General features: G+C 60.3%; 16 protein-coding genes and 2 tRNA genes. 10 read left to right on the top strand and 8 right to left on the bottom strand.

Features of this window, described 5'->3' with window-relative positions; all coding sequences use genetic code 11:
- Window positions 1-25: 25 nt before the first annotated feature.
- Together HBO11_RS12085 and colR are read right to left on the bottom strand one after the other, a co-directional pair.
- Entirely contained in the window at window positions 26-1306 is a 1281-nt protein-coding gene (locus tag HBO11_RS12085; RefSeq protein ID WP_169954614.1) for a HAMP domain-containing sensor histidine kinase, read from the bottom strand.
- Window positions 1296-1979 (bottom strand): two-component system response regulator ColR, encoded by a 684-nt coding sequence (gene colR, locus HBO11_RS12080; RefSeq protein WP_029295378.1) that lies wholly within the window; start codon window positions 1977-1979, stop codon window positions 1296-1298. Before colR ends, HBO11_RS12085 begins: the two co-directional genes overlap by 11 nt.
- Before the next feature lie 201 nt (window positions 1980-2180).
- Here colR and HBO11_RS12075 point away from each other — a divergent pair, with 201 nt between their 5' ends.
- Complete coding sequence (locus tag HBO11_RS12075) at window positions 2181-4130, top strand: LTA synthase family protein (protein ID WP_169954613.1); 1950 nt, start codon at window positions 2181-2183, stop codon at window positions 4128-4130.
- A gap of 74 nt (window positions 4131-4204) precedes the next feature.
- Here the strand turns inward: HBO11_RS12075 and groL are convergent, their stop codons facing one another.
- From groL to HBO11_RS12055, 4 genes are all read right to left on the bottom strand, one after another.
- Window positions 4205-5851, bottom strand: coding sequence for a chaperonin GroEL (gene groL, locus HBO11_RS12070; protein ID WP_169954612.1), 1647 nt, complete (start codon window positions 5849-5851; stop codon window positions 4205-4207).
- 50 nt (window positions 5852-5901) lie between these two features.
- Entirely contained in the window at window positions 5902-6198 is a 297-nt protein-coding gene (locus HBO11_RS12065) for a co-chaperone GroES (protein WP_169954611.1), read from the bottom strand.
- Window positions 6199-6427: 229 nt separating this feature from the next.
- Window positions 6428-6904 carry an FxsA family protein gene (locus HBO11_RS12060; protein ID WP_057439377.1) on the bottom strand — a complete coding sequence of 159 codons (477 nt, stop codon included), beginning with the start codon at window positions 6902-6904 and terminating at the stop codon, window positions 6428-6430.
- 66 nt (window positions 6905-6970) lie between these two features.
- Window positions 6971-7702: a HugZ family protein gene (locus HBO11_RS12055; RefSeq protein WP_169954610.1), complete on the bottom strand. Its 732-nt coding sequence runs from the start codon at window positions 7700-7702 to the stop codon at window positions 6971-6973.
- A 75-nt stretch (window positions 7703-7777) separates the two neighbouring features.
- Here HBO11_RS12055 and HBO11_RS12050 point away from each other — a divergent pair, with 75 nt between their 5' ends.
- On the top strand, window positions 7778-8536 hold the full coding sequence (locus tag HBO11_RS12050; RefSeq protein WP_169954609.1) for an SDR family oxidoreductase: 759 nt from the start codon (window positions 7778-7780) through the stop codon (window positions 8534-8536).
- A gap of 138 nt (window positions 8537-8674) precedes the next feature.
- On the opposite strand, the gene HBO11_RS12045 is transcribed toward HBO11_RS12050, so the two are convergent.
- On the bottom strand, window positions 8675-9682 hold the full coding sequence (locus tag HBO11_RS12045) for a DUF481 domain-containing protein (RefSeq protein WP_169954608.1): 1008 nt from the start codon (window positions 9680-9682) through the stop codon (window positions 8675-8677).
- Between the two features lie 165 nt (window positions 9683-9847).
- Here HBO11_RS12045 and HBO11_RS12040 point away from each other — a divergent pair, with 165 nt between their 5' ends.
- The 4 genes from HBO11_RS12040 (at window position 9848) to HBO11_RS12025 (ending at window position 14652) form a co-directional block, all read left to right on the top strand.
- Window positions 9848-10201 (top strand): MGMT family protein, encoded by a 354-nt coding sequence (locus HBO11_RS12040; RefSeq protein ID WP_169954607.1) that lies wholly within the window; start codon window positions 9848-9850, stop codon window positions 10199-10201.
- Window positions 10202-10244: 43 nt separating this feature from the next.
- Window positions 10245-11777, top strand: a complete 1533-nt coding sequence (locus HBO11_RS12035; protein ID WP_169954606.1) for an AmpG family muropeptide MFS transporter — start codon at window positions 10245-10247, stop codon at window positions 11775-11777.
- A gap of 185 nt (window positions 11778-11962) precedes the next feature.
- Window positions 11963-13678, top strand: coding sequence for a proline--tRNA ligase (locus tag HBO11_RS12030; protein ID WP_169954605.1), 1716 nt, complete (start codon window positions 11963-11965; stop codon window positions 13676-13678).
- 20 nt (window positions 13679-13698) lie between these two features.
- On the top strand, window positions 13699-14652 hold the full coding sequence (locus tag HBO11_RS12025; RefSeq protein WP_169954604.1) for a hypothetical protein: 954 nt from the start codon (window positions 13699-13701) through the stop codon (window positions 14650-14652).
- A 137-nt stretch (window positions 14653-14789) separates the two neighbouring features.
- On the opposite strand, the gene dinB is transcribed toward HBO11_RS12025, so the two are convergent.
- The gene (dinB, locus tag HBO11_RS12020; RefSeq protein WP_169954603.1) at window positions 14790-15848 is read right to left on the bottom strand and encodes a DNA polymerase IV; all 1059 of its coding nucleotides are present in this window, start codon (window positions 15846-15848) and stop codon (window positions 14790-14792) included.
- Between the two features lie 290 nt (window positions 15849-16138).
- Between dinB and HBO11_RS12015 the strand changes: the two genes are divergently transcribed.
- From HBO11_RS12015 to HBO11_RS12000, 4 genes are all read left to right on the top strand, one after another.
- Window positions 16139-16215: transfer RNA gene (locus HBO11_RS12015), tRNA-Met, on the top strand.
- Window positions 16216-16409: 194 nt separating this feature from the next.
- Window positions 16410-16486: transfer RNA gene (locus HBO11_RS12010), tRNA-Met, on the top strand.
- A 279-nt stretch (window positions 16487-16765) separates the two neighbouring features.
- Entirely contained in the window at window positions 16766-19408 is a 2643-nt protein-coding gene (gene mprF, locus HBO11_RS12005; RefSeq protein ID WP_169954602.1) for a bifunctional lysylphosphatidylglycerol flippase/synthetase MprF, read from the top strand.
- On the top strand, window positions 19408-20688 hold the full coding sequence (locus tag HBO11_RS12000) for a virulence factor family protein (RefSeq protein ID WP_169954601.1): 1281 nt from the start codon (window positions 19408-19410) through the stop codon (window positions 20686-20688). Before mprF ends, HBO11_RS12000 begins: the two co-directional genes overlap by 1 nt.
- Window positions 20689-20735: the final 47 nt, after the last annotated feature.

Raw genomic sequence — 20735 nt, 5'->3', positions numbered from 1 at the left:
GCCCCAGGATAGGGGCAGGAAGAGATCAGGATTTGACGTGGCTCAATTCAACATGGAAACGGCAGCCGCTAGGCTCCATGGTGCTGAGGCTGACCACCCAGCCCTGGCTTTCGCAGATGCGCTGGACCAGCGACAAACCCAGGCCCAGGCCATCACCGCGCTTTTCGTTGCCGCGCACAAACGGCTCAAACATGGCCTCGCGCTTGTCTTCGGGAATCCCCACGCCGCTGTCTTCCACCACAAAGCCGGTGGGTTCCAGGGTCAGGCGGATAAACCCCTGCTCGGTGTAGTGCAGGGCATTACGCAGCAGGTTGCCCATGACCGCATGCAGGAAGGTGGCGTTGTAGCGGGTATCGAGTGGATTGCCCGGCTGGTAGAACAACTCGATGCCCTTGCGCTCGATGGGTTCGCGCCAGATCCCCAGCAAGCCCTCCGCGACCTCGGCCAGGCTGACCTGGGGCGACATCGTGGTGTCATCGTGCTGGGCACGAGCGAGCATCAGGAAGGTCTGTACCAGTTCGCGCATTTCCTCGCAGGCCCGGGCGATGCGCTCGACCTGTTTGCGTCCCCGTGAATCAATGGCCGGGTTTTCCAGCAGCAGCTCGCAGGAACTGGCCAGCACCATCAAGGGGGTGCGCAACTCATGGCTGACATCGCTGGTGAACAGGCGCTCGCGGGTCAGGGCCTGGCGCAAACGGCCAAGGGTCGCATCGAAAGCCACCGCCAACTCGCCTACTTCGTCGGCCGCGTAGTCCGGGGCCAACGGTGGGGCCAGGCCCAACAACTGGTCACGATGCCGCACTTGGCGCGCCAGGCGTACTACCGGTGCCATCACCTTGCGGGCAAGGACCCAGCCGAGGAATACCGCCAGCGCCAGGCTGAGGACAAACCCCACCAGCACCACCGCAAACAGCACGCGCTCGCGCTCTTCGAAATCGCTTTGGTCTTGCAATAGGACATACCGACGGCCATCGACGATTTCGACCATCGCATGGTAGGAAAGCGCATCGCGAAACACTTCGTGAAAGCCGGCGTCCAGGTGCCGCAAGTCCTTGGGCAGCTGGAAATCCCCACGCCCGCCGCTGAAGTAGAACAACTGGTCCGGCTCGGGGCGGTGACGCCAGTCTTCGACACTGTCCATCAACAGCAGGCGTTGCAGGTCGCCGCCCAGGCCCGCCGAAATCAGTTTTTCTTCCACCAGGTGCACCGTGGCAACGATGCCCATGGCAAAGGCCCCCGCTACCAGCGCGCTCATCAGCGCAAAGGCGATGATGATCCGCTGGGCAAGGCTTTGCTTAAACTCCATCACGGCCCTCGGCCAAGCGATAACCCACGCCATGCACGGTTTGCAGCAATGGCTTGGCAAATGGCTTGTCGATCACCTGGCGCAGTTGGTGGACGTGGCTGCGCAGGCTGTCGCTGTCCGGGCAGTCATCGCCCCACAGGGCTTCTTCCAGCACTTCGCGGCGCAGGACGTGAGGGCTTTTCTGCATCAGCACCGCGAGCAATTTCAGGCCGACCGGGTTGAGCTTGAGCAGGCGCCCTTCGCGGGTCACTTCCAGGGTGTCGAGGTCGTAGGACAAATCGCCGACTTGCAACTCCCGCCGCCCGCCACCCTGGGCCCGGCGCAGCACCGCTTCGATGCGTGCGGCCAACTCCGACAGGGCAAACGGCTTGAGCAGGTAGTCGTCGGCACCCGATTTGAAGCCTTGCAGGCGGTCGTCCAATTGATCGCGGGCGGTGAGCATGATCACCGGCGTATCGCGGCGCGCGTCTTCACGCAGGCGTTTGCACAGGGTGTAGCCATCAATGCCGGGCAGCATGATATCGAGCACGATCAGGTCGTAATGCTCGGTGGCGGCCAGGTGCAGGCCTGACAAACCGTCCTGCGCACAGTCCACGGTGTAGCCCTTGAGCCCCAGGTAATCCGCCAGGTTGGCCAGAATATCGCGGTTGTCTTCAACCAATAAAATTCGCATGGGCAGTGTCTCCGTACGCGGTAACGGCCGTGTTGGCTCGCGCAGCTTAAGGCCAAGCCGGGCTTACCGCTAGGCCTGAGGGGCTGACCTATTACTCTTTTCAACTGATTGACTGGTGCAACGAGTTTTTCACTATCGGTTCACAGCTTGACTACAGTACCAGAGTGAAAATCGCCCCCCATTGATATAAGGAACTTGGATATGGGTTTTATCAAAACTGCGCCAATGCGCTATCTGCTGTTGCTGACCGGCGCTTGGCTGGTTATTTTTCTGTTGACCCGCAGCGTACTGCTCATTACCCACCTGGATGAAGTCGGCGGCAACCTGCTGCCGGTGTTCGGTGTGGGCCTGCTCTACGACCTGGGTTTCCTGGCCTATGCCGCGCTGCCCCTGGGCCTGTACCTACTGCTGTGCCCACCGGCTTTGTGGCGGCGGCGCGGCCACCGCTGGTTCCTGCAAGGCGTACTGACCGTCAGCCTGTTCGCCATGCTGTTCACCTCGGTGGCCGAATGGTTGTTCTGGGATGAGTTCGGCGTGCGCTTCAACTTTATCGCCGTCGACTATCTGGTGTATTCCGATGAGGTGTTGAACAACCTGCTGGAGTCCTACCCAATCGGCAAACTGTTGGGCCTGTTGGCAATACTGGCGATTGTCCTGAGCCTGGCCTTGCGCAAGCTGTTCAACGCAGCACTCGACTCGCCGCTGCCGGCCATGCGTGGGCGCTTACTCAATGCCGTGGGATTGTTGGTGGTTGCCGGCCTGAGCCTGCAGTTGGTCAGCCAGGACAGCCCGCGTACCCAGGGTGGCAACGCCTATAACAACGAACTGGCCAGCAATGGCCCATACCAATTCTTCGCCGCGTTCCGCAACAATGAACTGGACTACAGCCAGTTCTACAAAAGCCTGCCGAGCGATATCGTGGCCCGCCAGCTACGGGCAGAACTCAGTGAACCCAATGCCCGGTTCATTGGCACCGATCCACTGGATATCCGCCGCGCCATCGACAACCCCGGCACGTTGCGCAAACCCAATATCGTGCTGGTGACCATCGAAAGCTTCAGCGCCAAATACATGGGCAGCAATGGCGACGACCGCAACCTGACCCCCAACCTTGATGAGTTGCGCAAACACAGCCTGTATTTCAGCAACTTCTACGCCACCGGCACCCGCACCGACCGAGGCCTGGAAGCCATTACCCTGGCCATCCCGCCCACTCCGGGGCGCTCCATCGTCAAACGGATTGGTCGCGAAAGCGGCTTCGCCAGCCTGGGCCAGCAGCTCAGTGCAATCGGTTATGACAGCGTGTTTGTGTATGGCGGCCGCGGCTACTTCGACAATATGAATGCGTTTTTCAGCGGCAACGGTTACCGGGTGGTTGATCAGAGCAGTGTCGCCGAATCCGAAATCAGCTTTAAAAACGCCTGGGGCATGGCCGATGAAGACCTCTTCAAGCAAACCTTGAAGCTGGCGGATGCCGGTTATGCCAAGCAGCAACCGTTCCTGCTGCAGTTGATGACCACCTCCAACCATCGCCCCTACACCTACCCGGACGGCAGGATCGACATCAAGTCCGGCAACGGTCGCGACGGTGCGGTGAAATACACTGACTACGCCATCGGCCAATTCCTACAGGCTGCGCGCCAAAAACCGTGGTTCGACAATACGATCTTTGTGTTTGTCGCCGACCACACCGCCGGCAGCGCGGGCAAGGAAGACTTGCCCGTCGCCAACTACCAGATTCCACTGTTTATCTATGCGCCGAAATTGATCGAGGCCCGGGAAAGCGCGCAACTGGCCAGCCAGATCGACCTCGCCCCGACACTCCTGGGTCTGTTGAACCTGAGCTATGAATCGACGTTTTTCGGACGCAACCTGCTGCAAGACAACCCGCTGCCTCCTCGCGTAGTGATCGGCAACTATCAGCACCTGGGCTTGTTTGACGGCACCAACCTGGCAATCCTCAGCCCCCGCCAAGGCCTGCGGCGCCATGACCAGGCCCTGGGCGCGAGCCAGGAGTCCCGGGTAGACAGCAATGACCCGTTGATCCAACGTGCGATCACTTACTACCAGGCAGCCAGTCATGACTTCAAGCAACACCTGTTAGCCTGGAAAGGCGCGAAAGACGCCGCCCCTCAAATGAGTGCGCGCTGACTCGATAAGCGCCCATAAAAAAGCCCCGCCTGATCACTCAGGCGGGGCTTTTATGCATCAGGGGTAAGGCTGGCTTACATCATGCCGCCCATGCCACCCATGCCGCCCATGTCTGGCATACCGCCGCCAGCCGAGCCTTCTTTCTTCGGTGCATCAGCGATCGCAGCTTCGGTGGTCAGGATCAGACCGCCGATGGAGGATGCCGCTTGCAGCGCGGAACGAGTCACCTTGGTAGGGTCCAGGATGCCCATTTCGATCATGTCGCCGTAGACGCCAGTCGCAGCGTTGTAACCGTAGTTACCTTTGCCGTTCTTGACTTCGTTGACCACAACGCTCGGCTCGTCGCCGGAGTTGGCAGCAATCTGGCGCAGCGGTGCTTCAACAGCACGACGCAGTACAGCAATACCCACGTCCTGGTCAGCGTTGTCGCCGGTCAGACCGACCAAGGCTTCCAGGGCACGGATCAGCGCAACGCCACCGCCAGGTACCACGCCTTCTTCGACGGCTGCGCGGGTTGCGTGCAGGGCGTCTTCAACGCGGGCTTTCTTCTCTTTCATTTCAACTTCGGAACCAGCGCCAACCTTGATCACTGCAACACCGCCGGACAGCTTGGCCAGGCGCTCTTGCAGTTTTTCACGGTCGTAGTCCGAGGAGGTTTCAGCAACCTGGGCACGGATCTGGGTGATGCGCGCCTGGATGTCCTGCTCCACGCCAGCACCGTCAACGATGATGGTGTTTTCCTTGGAGATGGTCACGCGCTTGGCGCTACCCAGGTTTTCCAGGGTGGCACTTTCCAGGCTCAGGCCGATCTCTTCGGAGATAACGGTACCGCCAGTCAGGACGGCGATGTCCTGCAGCATGGCCTTGCGACGATCGCCGAAGCCTGGAGCCTTGACGGCTGCGACTTTAACGATACCGCGCATGTTGTTCACAACCAGAGTCGCCAGGGCTTCGCCTTCAACGTCTTCGGAAACGATCAGCAGTGGACGGCCGGCTTTGGCAACGGCTTCCAGTACTGGCAGCATTTCGCGGATGTTCGAGATCTTTTTGTCGACCAGCAGGATCAGCGGGCTGTCCAGCTCGGCAACCATGGTCTCTGGCTTGTTGACGAAGTACGGGGACAGGTAGCCACGGTCGAACTGCATGCCTTCTACAACCGACAGTTCGTTTTCCAGGCCAGTGCCTTCTTCAACGGTGATCACGCCTTCTTTACCGACTTTTTCCATGGCTTCGGCAATGATGTCGCCGATGGAGCTGTCGGAGTTGGCGGAGATGGTGCCTACCTGAGCGATAGCCTTGGTGTCAGCGCATGGCTTGGACAGGCTTTTCAGCTCAGCAACGATGGCGATGGTCGCCTTGTCGATGCCGCGCTTGAGGTCCATCGGGTTCATGCCGGCAGCGACGGCTTTGTAGCCTTCGTTGACGATTGCCTGAGCCAGAACGGTGGCGGTGGTGGTGCCGTCGCCTGCGTCATCGTTGGCACGGGAGGCAACGTCTTTGACCAGCTGCGCGCCCATGTTTTCGAAACGGTCTTCCAGTTCGATTTCTTTGGCGACCGAAACGCCGTCCTTGGTGATGGTCGGAGCGCCGAAGCTCTTCTCGATGATCACGTTACGGCCTTTCGGGCCCAGGGTCGCTTTTACTGCGTCAGCCAGGATGTTGACACCGGTGAGCATTTTCTTACGGGCGGAATCGCCGAATTTAACTTCTTTAGCAGCCATGATCGATATTCCTTAAATACTTTGTAGTAACGGGAAAATGAGCGGGAAAATCAGCCTTCCAGTACAGCGAGAATCTCGTTCTCAGCCATCACCAGCAGGTCTTCGCCGTCGATTTTCACAGTGTTGCTGCCGGAGTAAGGACCGAATACAACCCTGTCACCCACTTTCACAGCCAGCTCACGTACTTGACCGTTTTCCAGCGTCTTGCCTGGGCCAACTGCGAGGATCACACCGTGGTTGGCTTTTTCAGCAGCCGAACCTGGCAGAACGATACCGCCAGCGGTTTTCTTTTCTTCTTCGCTGCGACGGATAACGACGCGGTCGTGCAGAGGACGAAGCTTGCTCATTGTCGATCTCTCCTAATTGTAAGTTTCATCGGCCGGTATCAGTACCGGCTGGTGGTAGTCCGGCGGTGCCGGTCGCGGTTCGCCAAGCGAAACGCGGAAGTCTGTCTGGTGTCGCCACCAGAAACCTTGCGGTGACCGTTACATAAGGGCGTATATGCTTATTACAAGGGCCAGCGGTGAAAATTTTTACTCCGGCAAGGCACCCGCAGGGGCCATGCCAGGGAGGGTATTACTTGGAGTCGCGGTGCTCGAACTCGCCTTCGATCACATCACCTTCACGCCCCAGCGGCTGGCGAGGTGCCGGGCCGCCACGGGGTTGCAGGTCGTCGGCAAAGGCACGCTGGCGGATCGCCGCTTCTTCGGCACGCTGGCGCAGCTTGCCCGCCAGCAACCGACGGGTGAATGGCAACAGCAGGATCAAACCGAGCACATCGCTGACAAAACCCGGCACGATCAGCAGGCCACCGGCCAAGGCCATCATCAGGCCTTCGAGCATGGTCTGGGCCGGCAATTCGCCACGGTTCAGGCTTTCACGGGCACGCAGTGCCGTGGCCAGGCCGGCGATCCGCAGCACGAACACGCCGAGCATCGAGCCGAGAATGATCAGCAGCAGCGCCGGGAAAAACCCGATAGCCCCGCTGACCTTGACGAATACGAACAGCTCCAGCACCGGAAACAGCAGAAAGAGCAATAAAAAAGGGCGCATCAAATGGTTCCTCAACGCAAGAATGCCTTGCTACTAGACCTTAGATGACGTCGCCCTTTCGTGAATTCAAGCGTGTGTGACGGCTTTTTTCGGCCATGCCTCGGCATGGGCCAGGAAAACCAGGGCCTCGCGCACTTGTGTCGGAGTGTTGCAAGTATCCGCAAAAGGCAACCAGTGCAAGCCCTGGCCGATGCGCAAATGCATGCCCTCGCTGTCGATGCCGGCCAGTTGCGCCGGCTCGAAGGTCGGCAGGCCGGCCAGTTCGACATAGTGGGCGATGGCCTTGGTATGATCGCTGTTCATGTGCTCGATCATGCTCAACTCGGCCTTGCCGGCGAACGGGTTGGCCAGGGTCAGATGATCCACCCAGTGGATCGCCCCGAAACCGCCGATATAGCGATGCCGCACCGGCTTGAGGACCCAGAAATCAAAATCATGGGCCTTGTGGTAGTTCGCCGAATCCGGGAAGTACCGATAGTAACGCTCGGCGGCGGCAGCAATGGCCGCCTCGTCCTCGAGTTTTTCGGCTTCGGCAAGATAGGTGAGGCGCCCGACGGCCTGCACGTCATCCGCCTCACGCTCACCCACCAGCAACGAACATTTAGGGTCTTTTTGCAGGTTATGGGTGTGCTGGGCAATACGGCTGATCAGGATCAGCGGCCGGCCCTCGGCGTCCAGGCAGTAAGGCACCACCGAACCAAAGGGGAAGCCGGGCATGGCTTTGGAGTGTGTGGCGAGCGCCCCACGGTATTCCTTGAGCAGTAGTTCTCGGGCATTCTTGGCGACGTGGACGCTCAACTTATGACTCCTTCGATAAATTCCGTCAAAAAACGGACTTGGGCAACCGCTTAAATCTGCTCACAGGACATGCGAATGCATATCAACGACAAAGTAATCATTATCACCGGCGGTTGCCAGGGTTTGGGCCGTTCCATGGCCGAGTATTTTGCAAGTAAAGGTGCCCACCTGGCGCTGGTGGACCTCAATCAGGAAAAGCTCGATGCGGCAGTGGCTGCATGCCAGTCTCATGGCGTCACCGCGCGCAGCTATCTATGCAATGTGGCAGACGAAGAACAGGTGACCTACACCGTGGCACGGATCGCCGATGATTTCGGCGCGATCCACGGTCTGATCAACAACGCCGGGATCCTGCGCGATGGCCTGTTGCTCAAGGTCAAGGACGGCGAGATGACCAAGATGAGCCTGGCCCAGTGGCAGGCGGTGATCGACGTCAATCTGACCGGCGTGTTCCTCTGCACCCGCGAAGTGGCGGCGAAGATGGTGGAGCTGAAAAACCAGGGCGCCATTATCAATATCTCGTCGATCTCCCGCGCGGGTAACGTGGGCCAGACCAACTATTCGGCGGCCAAGGCCGGCGTGGCGGCGGCGACGGTGACCTGGGCCAAGGAACTGGCGCGCTATGGCATTCGCGTGGCGGGCATTGCGCCGGGCTTCATCGAGACCGAGATGACCCTGGGCATGAAGCCCGAGGCGCTGGAGAAGATGACGTCGGGGATCCCGCTCAAGCGCATGGGCCGCCCGGAAGAAATCGCCCATTCGGCGGGATATATCTTCGAGAACGACTATTACACCGGGCGCATCCTGGAGCTGGATGGCGGGTTGCGCCTGTAACAACGCCGAAAAACAACTGTGGGAGCGGGCTTGCTCGCGATAGCAGACTGGTCAGTTAACGAATATGTCGACTGATACATCGCTATCGCGAGCAAGCCCGCTCCCACATTAAAAGTCCGCATTCGTACCGTGGCAGGCTTACCAGGTCACGCCAAAACCTGCGGTGTAACGGGTCTTGCTCAAGTCGCTGTCCGAACCGCCGCTGATGATGTCGCGCTCGGCCTTGAGATTGAGCGAGGCCCATTCGGTGACTTTGTAGCGCAGGCCCATTTCGGCATCGAGGGCGTAGTCGGCAGGACCGGCCAGGGGCTTGCCCACTTCGCCGTTGGTGAAGAACTCCACGGTCTTGCCGATCAGGTAGCGGTTGTAGTCCCACTTCATGGCCAGGGAATAGAAGTTGTCCTTGCCGCCGTCCTGGTATTCATAGTCAGTGCGGTTGAGCAGCGAGCCGAGGGAAAACGCGCCCAGTTCATCATCCCAGAACTGATAACCCGGACCGGTACCGACGGTGCGCTGGCGACGCAGGTCTTCAACCCTGTCGTGCTTGTAGGTCAAGCGCCCCTGCCAGAACCACTGGTCGGTAATAAAGCGGTCCAGCGCGTACTCGGCACTCCAGTTGTCGGTGGTGACCACATCGTTCTGGAATTCGCGGTTGTATTCGCCTTCAGCGATATGCCGCCACTTGCCGTGACGGGCGGTGGTCTTGAAGTCGATGTCATAATCGTCGGTGTCTTTTTCCGCACGCTTGTAGTCCAGCGCCACGTCGACGTTGCCCTTCCACACCAGATCCTCGATCACCGGCTTGGGCTTGATGATCTGCTGGATGCTGGCCAACTCCACCGTCTTGGGCGTCTCGCCGTTGGCCAGGACCACCTTGCCATCCTCCGCCGGGTGCAGGGACTTGGCCTTCTCGCCGGTGTAGGCATCCTGCTTGACCAGCAGTTCCTGGTCGCTTTCCAGGGTTTTCACCTGCTTCCAGTCCACCGGGATTGCACCCGCGTATTCGGTCTGGATCAGCAGTTTGCCGCCGTCGAAAACCTTGATCTTGCCGGTCAGGCGATCACCGTTTTTCAACCAGACCGTATCGGCCAGCACAGGGGTAGAAGCAGTAAAGACAGCGAGGCACAACAGGGTTCTGGACAACATAAGCGGTTACGGGGCTCAAGTTTGGCGAAAAAGGAGGCATTATCGGCGTAGCTGAAGTCTTAGCAAGGACTGACTCAAGGTTTTCTATTGAGTTCAATTCTCAACGGCATTTTTACAGACGTTTCTTACATATCGACGACCAATTTCAACCGAGCTGCCAGAACAGTGAACGAGCCCGCCGACACCCCGCAAAACCCGGCCGAAATGCGCCGTACCGCGCTGTACCTGACCTTGGCCCAAGTGCCCGAAGGCTGCGTGGTGAGCTACGGCGAACTGGCGCACCTGGCCGGCCTGGGGCGCGCCGCACGCTTCGTGGGCCGCACCCTGAGCCAGCTTCCCGAGGGTTCCAAGTTGCCCTGGCACCGGGTAGTCGCCGCCGGCGGTCGGATAAGTCTGCCTGTGGGTAGCGCTTCGGGCGATGAACAACGTGCGCGTTTGCGCAGCGAAGGTGTCAGTATCCTGAACAATCGCGTTGATATTCAGCGTCATGGCTGGCGCCCGGTAGAGCACAGCGGTTAGAGTGCGCGCTTTGTTTCCGTAAATCTGAGGCAGACTCCAGCCCATGCCCCGTAAAACCTGGCGCGCCGCGCTCGCTGCCTATGCCAGCCCCTCGACGTTAGTGCTGTTACTGCTCGGCTTCGCCGCCGGTCTGCCTTACATGTTGGTGTTCTCGACGCTCTCGGTCTGGTTGCGTGAAGCCGGTGTGGCGCGCGAAACCATTGGCTATGCGAGCCTGATCGGCCTGGCCTATGCGTTCAAGTGGGTCTGGTCACCACTACTGGACCAATGGCGCCTGCCGCTATTGGGCAAGCTGGGGCGTCGTCGCTCCTGGCTGGTGCTGTCCCAATCCCTGGTAATTCTCGGCTTGATCGGCATGGGCTTCTGCGACCCGCAGAAACACCTGTCCTGGCTGATCGCCATTGCCGTTATCGTGGCATTTGCCTCCGCCACCCAAGACATCGCGGTAGACGCCTATCGCCTGGAAATCGCCGACGACAGCCGCCAGGCCGCACTGGCCGCCAGCTATATGTCCGGCTACCGTATCGCCGCCCTGCTGGCCACCGCCGGCGCGCTGTTCTTTGCCGAGGGCTTTGGCTCCACCGGCTTTAACTACAAACATTCGGCGTGGACCGGCACCTATGTGCTGTTCGGTGTACTGATGATCCCCGCCCTGCTCACCAGCTTTTTCATGCGCGAACCCGATGTGCCGTTGCGCACCCAGTTGCAGGCCGGGCGCTATACCTTTGCCCACCAACTGATGTCGGTATTCGTGTTGATCGTCCTGCTGGTGTCGGTCCCGGCGATGTTCACCCAGCTCTACAACACTGACTTTGCCAGCGTGCTGTTCGAAGGCGTGAGCCTGTTCGACCTGCTGCTCGAAGACCGCGCGTTTCTACGCGCCATCCTCTATATCACCCTCACCACCCTGTGCCTTTCGGCCATGGGCCGCCGGGGCCTGGCGCCGGTGCTGACGCCGGTCAACGACTTTATCCTGCGCTACCGCTGGCAGGCCCTGCTGCTGCTGGGGTTGATCGCCACCTACCGGATGTCGGACACGGTGATGGGCGTGATGGCCAACGTGTTCTATATCGACCAGGGGTTCACCAAGGACCAGATCGCCAGCGTCAGTAAGATCTTCGGCCTGATCATGACCCTGGTCGGCGCCGGCATGGGCGGCCTGTTGATCGTGCGGTTCGGCATCCTGCCGATCCTGTTTATCGGTGGTATCACCTCGGCCGGCACCAACCTGCTGTTCCTGATGCTCGCCGACATGGGCGCCGACCTGCAGATGCTGATCTTCACCATCTCCCTGGACAACTTCAGCTCGGGCCTGGCGACTTCGGCGTTCGTCGCCTACCTGTCGAGCCTGACCAACCTTAAGTTCTCCGCCACCCAGTACGCCCTGCTCAGCTCGATCATGCTGCTGTTGCCACGTTTGATCGGCGGGTACTCGGGGGTCATGGTGGAAAAGTTCGGCTATCACAACTTCTTCCTGATCACCGCGCTGCTCGGCGTGCCGACACTGCTGCTGATTGCCTTGCATTGGTACCAGGAAAGCCGGCGGATCCGTTTGAACCCGCCCGAAGAAGGCTGATACCTGTGGGAGCGGGCTTGCCCGCGATAGCATCACTGCGGTTTGCCTGACACAGCCAGGCGCCGGCATCGCGGCCAAGCCCGCTCCCACAGAAATCCCGTCAGCACCTGATGCCTGTACTCTGGCGGCGACCGCCCGTACAATCCCAGGTCACTTCAAGTCCAAGCAACCGACAACGGCCTACCATGCGTACCAGTCAATATTTGCTCGCCACACAGAAAGAAACGCCTTCCGATGCGGTCGTGATCAGCCACCAGCTGATGCTGCGCGCCGGTATGATCCGCAAACTGGCCTCTGGCCTGTACACCTGGCTGCCCATGGGCTTGAAGGTGATGCGCAAGGTCGAAGCGATCGTTCGCGAAGAAATGAACGCCGCCGGCTCTCTGGAAGTATTGATGCCGAGCACTCAGCCGGCTGAACTGTGGCAGGAATCCGGGCGCTGGGAAGAGTACGGCCCTGAGTTGCTGCGCTTCAAGGATCGTCATGGCCGCGACTTCTGCGCAGGCCCGACCCATGAAGAAGTGATCACCGACCTGATGCGCAACGAGTTGAGCAGCTACAAACAGCTGCCCCTCAACCTGTATCAGATCCAGACCAAGTTCCGTGACGAAATCCGCCCACGCTTCGGCTTGATGCGTGGCCGCGAGTTCATCATGAAGGACGCCTATTCGTTCCATGCCGACCAGCCTTCGCTGCAGGTCACCTATGACCGCATGCACCAGGCCTATTGCAACGTGTTCACCCGCCTGGGCCTGAAATTCCGCCCAGTTGAAGCGGACAACGGTTCCATCGGCGGCGCGGGCTCCCATGAGTTCCACGTGCTGGCAGAGTCCGGCGAAGACGATATCGTCTTCAGCGACGGCTCCGACTACGCGGCCAACATCGAGAAAGCCGAAGCGGTGCCACGGGAAACTTCCCGTCCTGCGCCGGCTGAAGAGCTGCGCCTGGTCGACACCCCAGACACCAAGACCATCGCGGCCCTGGTCGAAAAATTCAATCTGCCGATTGAAAAGACCATCAAGACCCTGATCGTGCATGCCGAGGAAGAAGGCAAGCTGATCGCCCTGGTTATCCGTGGCGACCACGAGCTCAACGAAATCAAGGCTGCCCAGCAATCTGGCGTGGCCAGCCCGCTGGTCATGGCTTCGGACGCCGAACTGCGTGACGCCATTGGCGCCGGCGCTGGTTCCCTGGGCCCGCTGAACCTGCCATTGCCGATCATCATCGACCGTTCCGTCGAGCTGATGAGCGACTTCGGCATCGGCGCCAATATCGACGACAAGCACTACTTTGGCGTCAACTGGGAGCGTGACCTGCCGGTGCCGACCGTGGCCGACCTGCGCAACGTGGTGGCCGGTGATCCAAGCCCGGACGGCAAGGGCACCCTGGAAATCAAGCGCGGCATCGAAGTGGGGCACATCTTCCAGCTGGGCAACAAGTACAGCAAGGCGATGAAGTGCGAAGTGCTGGGCGAAAACGGCAAGCCGGTGACCCTGGAAATGGGCTGCTATGGCATTGGCGTTTCCCGCGTGGTGGCGGCTGCCATCGAGCAGAACCACGACGACAAAGGCATTATCTGGAGCGACACCCTGGCGCCGTTCCAGATCGCCCTGGTACCGCTGCGCTACGAAACCGAGCAGGTTCGCGAAGCCACCGACAAACTGTATGCCGAACTGACGGCCGCCGGTTTCGAAGTGCTGCTCGATGATCGCGACAAGAAGACCAGCCCGGGCATCAAGTTTGCCGACATGGAACTGATTGGCATCCCTCACCGGATCGTGGTCAGTGACCGCGGCCTGGCCGATGGCAATCTGGAATACAAGAGCCGGACCGAAGCCCAAGCCCAACCGTTGCCGGTGGCTGACGTGCTGCCCTTCCTTCAGGCGCGTATTCGTCGCTGAAAACCAGATCAAGAGAAGTCATGTTCAAGCGAAACACCAAAGCCCTGGGGGGCGCCGCCTTGTGCGGCGCCCTGCTGGTCAGCGGCTGCGCCAATCAGATGTCGCAGCGTAGCGAGCACGAGGAACGGATCGAGCGCAAGTTGCTCGACCACAGCCTGCAGATCGATGTCGGCGAACCCAAGGTGCTCGAACTGCCGCAACGCCGCGTGCGCATTCATGAACAGCGGACTTTCGAAGTCACTGAATTTGAAGTCACGCGCCACTATGATCGCTACACGCCCTACCAACCCTGGCGCGAACTCTACGAGATCCCGCTGGGTGCGGTGGCAGTGGTGGCGGGCGCCGGGGCCAACGTGGCGAACATCTTTGCCCTGGGCAACCTCCCGGACAGCATGACCCATGACTGGATCAGTTACGGCGTGGCCGGGCTCAACCCGTTCATGAACGTGCAATCCCACGGCCGGGCGCAACAGAACCTGGCGGGTATCGATGAAATCCAGCGTGACCGCCGCCTGGAGTACACCAGCCTGCCGTGGAGTGAGCGACCGGTGCAGGTCAAGGCTGGCAAGCAGACCCACGAGATGACCACCGATCGCAACGGCGTCCTGCGCCTGAACCTGTTGGACAGCCCGTTTGCCGAACAGGATTTGAGCCAGGTCCGCACCTTGCGGATCAGCATTGAAGATGCCCAGGATGATGTGCATTCGGACTCATCCCTGGCCATCAGCACGACCTTGCGCGGCAAGCTGCTGGAAGCCCACGCCTTGATCTACGACGACCTGGAGGATGACGAAGTCAGCCAATGGGTGCATCGGGTCAAGCGCTTGTCGGAACTGGGCCTGGAAGAAGAAGCCAGCGAACTGGAACAGAGCCTGATTGAACTGACCCGCAATGATCCGGAATTGCAGCAGGAATTTCTCAAGGCGCTGACCAAGGATGGCGGCCGGCTGGTGGCGGATCCGGGTACCCGCTGAGGCAGCACTCAATGTAGGAGCGGACTTGTGTGGGAGCGGGCTTGCCCGCGATAGCGGAGTGTCAGGTTAGATACATTCGACTGACCCACTGCCATCGCACGCAAGCCCGCTCCCACATAAGGCCCACCTCCAGCCATCTACCAGGACAGCTCCAGCTGTTCATTCCCCACGCTCAAGTCGAGCAAGCGCACGCCAATCCCCAATAACCGCACCGGCTTGCCCCCACGATTGAACGCCTGGGTCAGCAATTGCTGGTAACTCTCCAGGTCCCGCCCCGCCCCCGCCTGCTCCAGGGTGGTCTGGGTAAAGTCATGAAACTTCACTTTGACAAAGGGTTTGCCCGGCCGATAACTGCTGTCGATGCGCTGTATGCGCCCGGCCAGGGTCGCCATCAGTTCCGGGAGTTTTTCCAGGCAACTGGGCAGGTCCGGCAGGTCGACGTCGTAGGTGTTTTCTACACTGATCGATTGCCGGCGGCTGTCGTTGTGTACCGCACGCTCATCAATCCCACGCGCCAAACTCCATAACCGCTCACCGAAACTGCCGAACTCCCGCACCAGCGCCAGCTTGTTCCACTCGCGCAATTGCAGGCAGTCCTCGATCCCCAGGCGTGCCAGCTTGTCGGCAGTGACCTTGCCGACGCCATGCAGCTTGCTTACCGGCAGTTGCGATACGAAATCTTCCACCTGGTCGGGGGTGATTACAAACAGCCCATTGGGCTTTTTCCAGTCGCTGGCGATCTTGGCCAGGAACTTGTTGGGCGCCACCCCCGCCGAAACCGTGATATGCAACTGGTTGGAGACGCGCCGGCGGATATCCTGGGCAATACGCGTGGCACTGCCGCCGAAATGCGCGCAATCGGAAACATCCAGGTAAGCCTCGTCCAGCGACAACGGCTCGATCAGATCGGTGTAGTCGCAAAAAATCGTGTGGATTTCCTTCGATGCTTCTTTATAGGCATCCATGCGCGGCTTGACGATGGTCAGGTCGGGGCACAGCTTCAATGCATGGCGCGATGACATCGCCGAACGCACACCGTAGGCCCGCGCCTCATAGTTGCAGGTGGCGATCACCCCGCGCCGGTCCGCCGAGCCACCTACCGCCAGGGGCTTTTGCGCCAGGCTCGGGTTATCCCGCATTTCGATGGCAGCGTAGAAGCAGTCACAGTCGACGTGGATGATTTTGCGCTGCGTCATATAAAGAGAGGCGTGGTCAGGACATAAGTAGACGGATCGCCAGTATCGCATTCACACCTGTATATAGCACCAGTACTTTGAATCATCTGACAAAGTGGTAGGAAAAAACCTGGATGAATTCATTTTTTCAATCGAACAACACCCTCCAATAGAGCTGGAAGCCACGGCTAGACTGGCCGCAACCCCATACTGCCCTTGCCTTGGAGAGCTAACCGATTGAAGCACAAGCGCTTTTCTTGGAATCAGCAGTTGACACACTGCCATTCCTCTGTAGAATGCCGACACACAGACGCGGGATGGAGCAGTCTGGTAGCTCGTCGGGCTCATAACCCGAAGGTCGTCGGTTCAAATCCGGCTCCCGCAACCAAACATCAAGAAAGGCTACTCGAAAGAGTGGCCTTTTTTGTGCGTGCAGGTTTTTGCCCTGCTACCCCCGGCGATGCGCCAGGGCAGTGAAAAGTCTTTTTCAATCGAGCACTTAGGCTAATTTGCAGTTATTTTGCGCTTTATGTCATTAACGGTTGACACCTCGTCGTTGCGCTGTAGAATGCCGCCCACAGACGCGGGATGGAGCAGTCTGGTAGCTCGTCGGGCTCATAACCCGAAGGTCGTCGGTTCAAATCCGGCTCCCGCAACCAAACATCAAAAAAGGCTACTCGAAAGAGTGGCCTTTTTTGTATCCGCAGAAAAAGTTCTTTTGAAACAATGGCATGGCATCTTTCATGAAACCGCGCGCGGGTTTCAGAGTCCATCCATTTGCAAGCTATGCTCAAGTGTCGAGCGCGTCCTTGCGCGACCAATGGACGCTGTCGCCGGGACCGGTGATCCGCGTTACTATTTGTAATTATTTTGTACATAGGGATTGGTAACTTGGCTGGATACCCCCATCCTGTCGCGCACAATCCACGAGGTGATTGATGCGCGCCAATTCGTCTGAACCACAAGACACCGTCACAGCCACACAACCGATCGCCCCCACTCGCCTGCGCTGGCTGGATCTGTTGAGCAAGTATCGCCAACCCATTGGGCTGGCAGTCACTCTGCTGCTGTTTGCCATTGCCTTGATCGCCTGCCGCCACTTGCTGCTAGAGCTGGATCTATACGCCCTGCACGACTCGATCCTGGAAGTGCCGAAGCCTTCCCTGCTGGGCGCCTTTGCCGCCGCGATCGCGGGTTTCATCATTCTATTGGGCTACGAATTTTCCGGCGCACGCTACGCCGGGGTAAAACTGCCGGCCAAGACCCTGGCCTACGGCGGCTTTACTGCATTCGCCATCGGCAATGCGATTGGCCTGTCGATGCTGTCCGGTGGTTCGGTGCGCTACCGCCTTTATGCACGGCATGGCATCGGGGCTTCGGAAGTGGCCCATATGACCGTATTTGCCAGCCTGGCCCTGGGTTGCGCCTTGCCGCCGCTCGCCGCCCTGGCCACGTTGAGCAACCTGCCCGCCGCCTCCAACGCCCTGCATCTGCCGGCAGCGCTGCTCGGCGGCATCGCAGGCGCGGTGCTGCTGCTGTCAGCCGTATTGTGTATCGGGATTTATCGTCGGCGCCTGCCAGAGCAGCCCTACCCCGACAACCTGCTGGTCAAGGCCGGCCGCCGCACCTTGCGCCTGCCTGGGCGCCGCCTGACGTTCCTGCAACTGATCATCACCGCGCTGGATGTCGCCGCCGCCGCTACCGTTCTTTATATGTTGCTGCCAGAAGCCCCGCCCTTTGGCCCGTTCCTGCTGGTGTACCTGCTGGCGCTCGCGGCCGGTGTGCTCAGCCATGTGCCTGGCGGTGTCGGCGTATTCGAGGCGATCCTGCTGGCCGCGTTTGCCGACAAGCTCGGCGCCGCACCACTGGCCGCCGCGCTGCTGTTGTACCGGATGATCTACGTGGTGCTGCCATTGCTGATCGCGTGCATCTTCCTGCTGATCAACGAAGCCCAGCGCCTGTTCCAGACCCAGCAAAGCCTGCGGGTGGCCTCGGGCCTCGCGGCACCGGTGTTGGCCGTGCTGGTTTTTTTGTCCGGGGTGGTGCTGCTGTTCTCCGGCGCCACCCCGGAAATCGACTCACGCCTGGAAAACATCGGCTTCCTGATTCCCCACCGCCTGATTGACGCCTCGCACTTTGGCGCCAGCCTGATCGGCGTGTTGTGCCTGTTGCTGGCCCAGGGCCTGCGTCGACGCCTGTCGGCAGCCTGGATGCTGACCATGGTGCTGCTGCTGGTGGGCGCCCTGCTCTCACTGCTCAAAGGCTTCGACTGGGAAGAAGCCAGCCTGATGACCATCACTGCGGTGCTGCTGGCAATCTTCCGGCGCTCTTTCTACCGCGCCAGCCGCCTGACCGAACTGCCGTTCTCGCCGCTGTACCTGGTGGCCAGCGTGTGCGTGCTGGGAGCGTCGATCTGGCTGCTGCTGTTCGCCTATCAGGACGTACCTTACAGTCATCAACTGTGGTGGCAGTTCACCCTCGACGCCAACGCCCCGCGTGGCCTGCGCTCGCTGCTGGGCGCCGCCATCTTGCTGGTGATTGTGTCGCTGACCTGGTTGTTGCGCACCGCCCGCCCGGTGATCCACCTGCCGACCGCCGATGAGCTGGAGCGTGCCACCAAGATCCTGATGGCCTCCTCGCAACCCGACGGCGGCCTGGCACTGACCGGCGACAAGGCCCTGCTGTTTCACCCCAACGACGAAGCGTTCCTGATGTACGCCCGGCGCGGCCGCAGCCTGGTGGCCCTGTACGACCCGATCGGCCCGACCCAGCCACGGGCCGAGATGATCTGGCAGTTTCGCGACCTGTGCGACATCCACCACGCCCGCCCGGTGTTCTACCAGGTACGTGCGGAGAACCTGCCCTTCTATATGGATATCGGCCTGACCGCGATCAAGCTGGGCGAAGAAGCCCGGGTCGATCTCAAGCGCTTTGACCTGGAAGCCAAGGGCAAGGAGATGAAGGACCTGCGCTACACCTGGAACCGCGGGACCCGGGATGGCCTGTCCCTGGAAATCTTCGAGCCGGGCCAAGCGCCGATGGATGCTTTGAAAGTCATCTCCGATGCCTGGTTGACCGGCAAGAACGTGCGCGAGAAGGGCTTCTCCCTGGGCCGTTTCAGCGACGAGTACCTCAAGCATTTTCGCATTGCGGTGATTCGCTTCGAGGGGCAGCCGGTGGCCTTCGCCAACCTGCTTGAGACCTACAGCCATGACCTGGCCAGCCTGGACCTGATGCGTGCGCACCCGGATGCGCCAAAGCTGACCATGGAGTTCATGATGGTCGGCTTGATCCAGCACTATAAGAGCCACAACTATGCACGCTTCAGCCTCGGCATGGTGCCGCTGTCGGGCCTGCAACCGCGCCGTGGCGCACCGCTGACCCAGCGCCTGGGCTCGATGGTATTCCGCCGTGGCGAGCAGCTGTATAACTTCCAAGGTTTGCGCCGCTTCAAAGACAAGTTCCAGCCTGACTGGGAACCTCGTTACATGGCCGTGCCCGCAGGACTTGATCCGCTGGTGGCACTGGCCGATACCGCCGCCCTGATCGCGGGCGGCTTGACTGGATTGGTGAAACGCTGATGATTCGACGCTCCTGGCGGTATGTATTGGCAAGTCTGGTGGTGCTGGCCCTGATCCTGGGTGGCGGCTACTGGTACTGGAATCGCCCCGCCCCCCAACCGACCCTGGAGCAACTGCCCCAGGCCGACGGCTCGACCCTGACCCGTGTGACCCCTGGCACCACCCCCAAGGCTCGCGTAGCCGTCGCCGTGCTGGCCGACGCCAGCCTGAGCGACAGCCAACTGATTGCCCTGAGCCAGGGCGGCAGCGCACAGATCGTGCAAGTGATCCTACCCAAGGACGACTGCAAGCTGCAGGAGCACGCCTTGCAAGCAGCCCTGGGCCAGCTCAAGGGCCCGGCCACCCTGGTCAGCGGCATCGGCCCTGGCGCGGCACTCGCCTGGCGCTGGCTGGCGACACAGAACGACGACAAGGCCAATGCCATCTCCGTGGGCTTCGCCCTGGTCCAGGAAGGCTGCAAGGACCCACTGCCCAAGACCGCCGCCCACGGCAACTGGCTGGTCGCCTGGAACGATAACCCTGACGACGAAAGCGCCAGTTTCGTACGCGATACCCCGCGCGCCACCACCAGCATCAGCGACTACGACATCAATTACCCGCAAGTGCTGAACAACGAACTGCGCAAGCAACTGGTGGGTTCGGACAATGGTGGCCTGGCGATCCCGGTGGTGGAAGTGCCGGCCGGCCAGGCCAAGGACACCGTGACCCTGTTCCTTTCCGGTGACGGCGGTTGGCGCGACCTCGACCGCGACGTGGCTGGCGAGATGGCCAAGATCGGCTACCCCGTGGTCGGCATCGATACCCTGCGCTATTACTGGCAGCACAAAAGCCCGGAGCAGAGCGCTAAGGACCTGACCGAGCTGATGCAGCACTATCGGCAGAAATGGGGCACCAAGCGCTTTGTGCTGACGGGTTACTCGTTCGGCGCCGATGTATTGCCGGCCATCTACAACCGCCTGCCGGAAGCCGAACAGCAACGGGTAGACGCGATAATCCTGCTGGCCTTTGCCCGCACGGGCAGCTTTGAGATCGAAGTGGAAGGCTGGCTCGGCAATGCCGGCAAGGAAGCCGCCACCGGCCCGGAAATGGCCAAGCTGCCGGCGACCAAGGTGGTGTGCATCTACGGTGAGGAAGAAGTCGACGAGAGCGGCTGCACCGACAAGAGCGCCGTGGGCGAAGCCATGAAGTTACCGGGCGGCCATCACTTCGACGAGAACTACCCGGCACTGGCCAAGCGCCTGGTGGATATCATCGAGAAGCGCCAGGTCAAGACCGAGTAATACCCCATCACGGTAGGATCTGGCTTGCCGGCTCCTCAAGGTGATCA

Origin of the sequence: Pseudomonas sp. WS 5010 (assembly GCF_012985565.1) — a bacterium.
Lineage (GTDB): Bacteria > Pseudomonadota > Gammaproteobacteria > Pseudomonadales > Pseudomonadaceae > Aquipseudomonas.
The sequence above is the reverse complement of the archived record's forward strand: the minus strand, read 5'-3'. Positions and strand labels throughout refer to the sequence as shown.

Bases quoted from the DNA above. Each gene is read 5' to 3' on its own strand.
- HBO11_RS12085 (WP_169954614.1), bottom strand. From the start codon at position 1,306: ATGGAGTTTAAGCAAAGCCTTGCCCAGCGGATCATCATCGCCTTTGCG.
- colR (WP_029295378.1), bottom strand. From the start codon at position 1,979: ATGCGAATTTTATTGGTTGAAGACAACCGCGATATTCTGGCCAACCTG.
- HBO11_RS12075 (WP_169954613.1), top strand. From the start codon at position 2,181: ATGGGTTTTATCAAAACTGCGCCAATGCGCTATCTGCTGTTGCTGACC.
- groL (WP_169954612.1), bottom strand. From the start codon at position 5,851: ATGGCTGCTAAAGAAGTTAAATTCGGCGATTCCGCCCGTAAGAAAATG.
- HBO11_RS12065 (WP_169954611.1), bottom strand. From the start codon at position 6,198: ATGAGCAAGCTTCGTCCTCTGCACGACCGCGTCGTTATCCGTCGCAGC.
- HBO11_RS12060 (WP_057439377.1), bottom strand. From the start codon at position 6,904: ATGCGCCCTTTTTTATTGCTCTTTCTGCTGTTTCCGGTGCTGGAGCTG.
- HBO11_RS12050 (WP_169954609.1), top strand. From the start codon at position 7,778: ATGCATATCAACGACAAAGTAATCATTATCACCGGCGGTTGCCAGGGT.
- HBO11_RS12045 (WP_169954608.1), bottom strand. From the start codon at position 9,682: ATGTTGTCCAGAACCCTGTTGTGCCTCGCTGTCTTTACTGCTTCTACC.
- HBO11_RS12035 (WP_169954606.1), top strand. From the start codon at position 10,245: ATGCCCCGTAAAACCTGGCGCGCCGCGCTCGCTGCCTATGCCAGCCCC.
- HBO11_RS12030 (WP_169954605.1), top strand. From the start codon at position 11,963: ATGCGTACCAGTCAATATTTGCTCGCCACACAGAAAGAAACGCCTTCC.
- HBO11_RS12025 (WP_169954604.1), top strand. From the start codon at position 13,699: ATGTTCAAGCGAAACACCAAAGCCCTGGGGGGCGCCGCCTTGTGCGGC.
- dinB (WP_169954603.1), bottom strand. From the start codon at position 15,848: ATGACGCAGCGCAAAATCATCCACGTCGACTGTGACTGCTTCTACGCT.
- mprF (WP_169954602.1), top strand. From the start codon at position 16,766: ATGCGCGCCAATTCGTCTGAACCACAAGACACCGTCACAGCCACACAA.
- HBO11_RS12000 (WP_169954601.1), top strand. From the start codon at position 19,408: ATGATTCGACGCTCCTGGCGGTATGTATTGGCAAGTCTGGTGGTGCTG.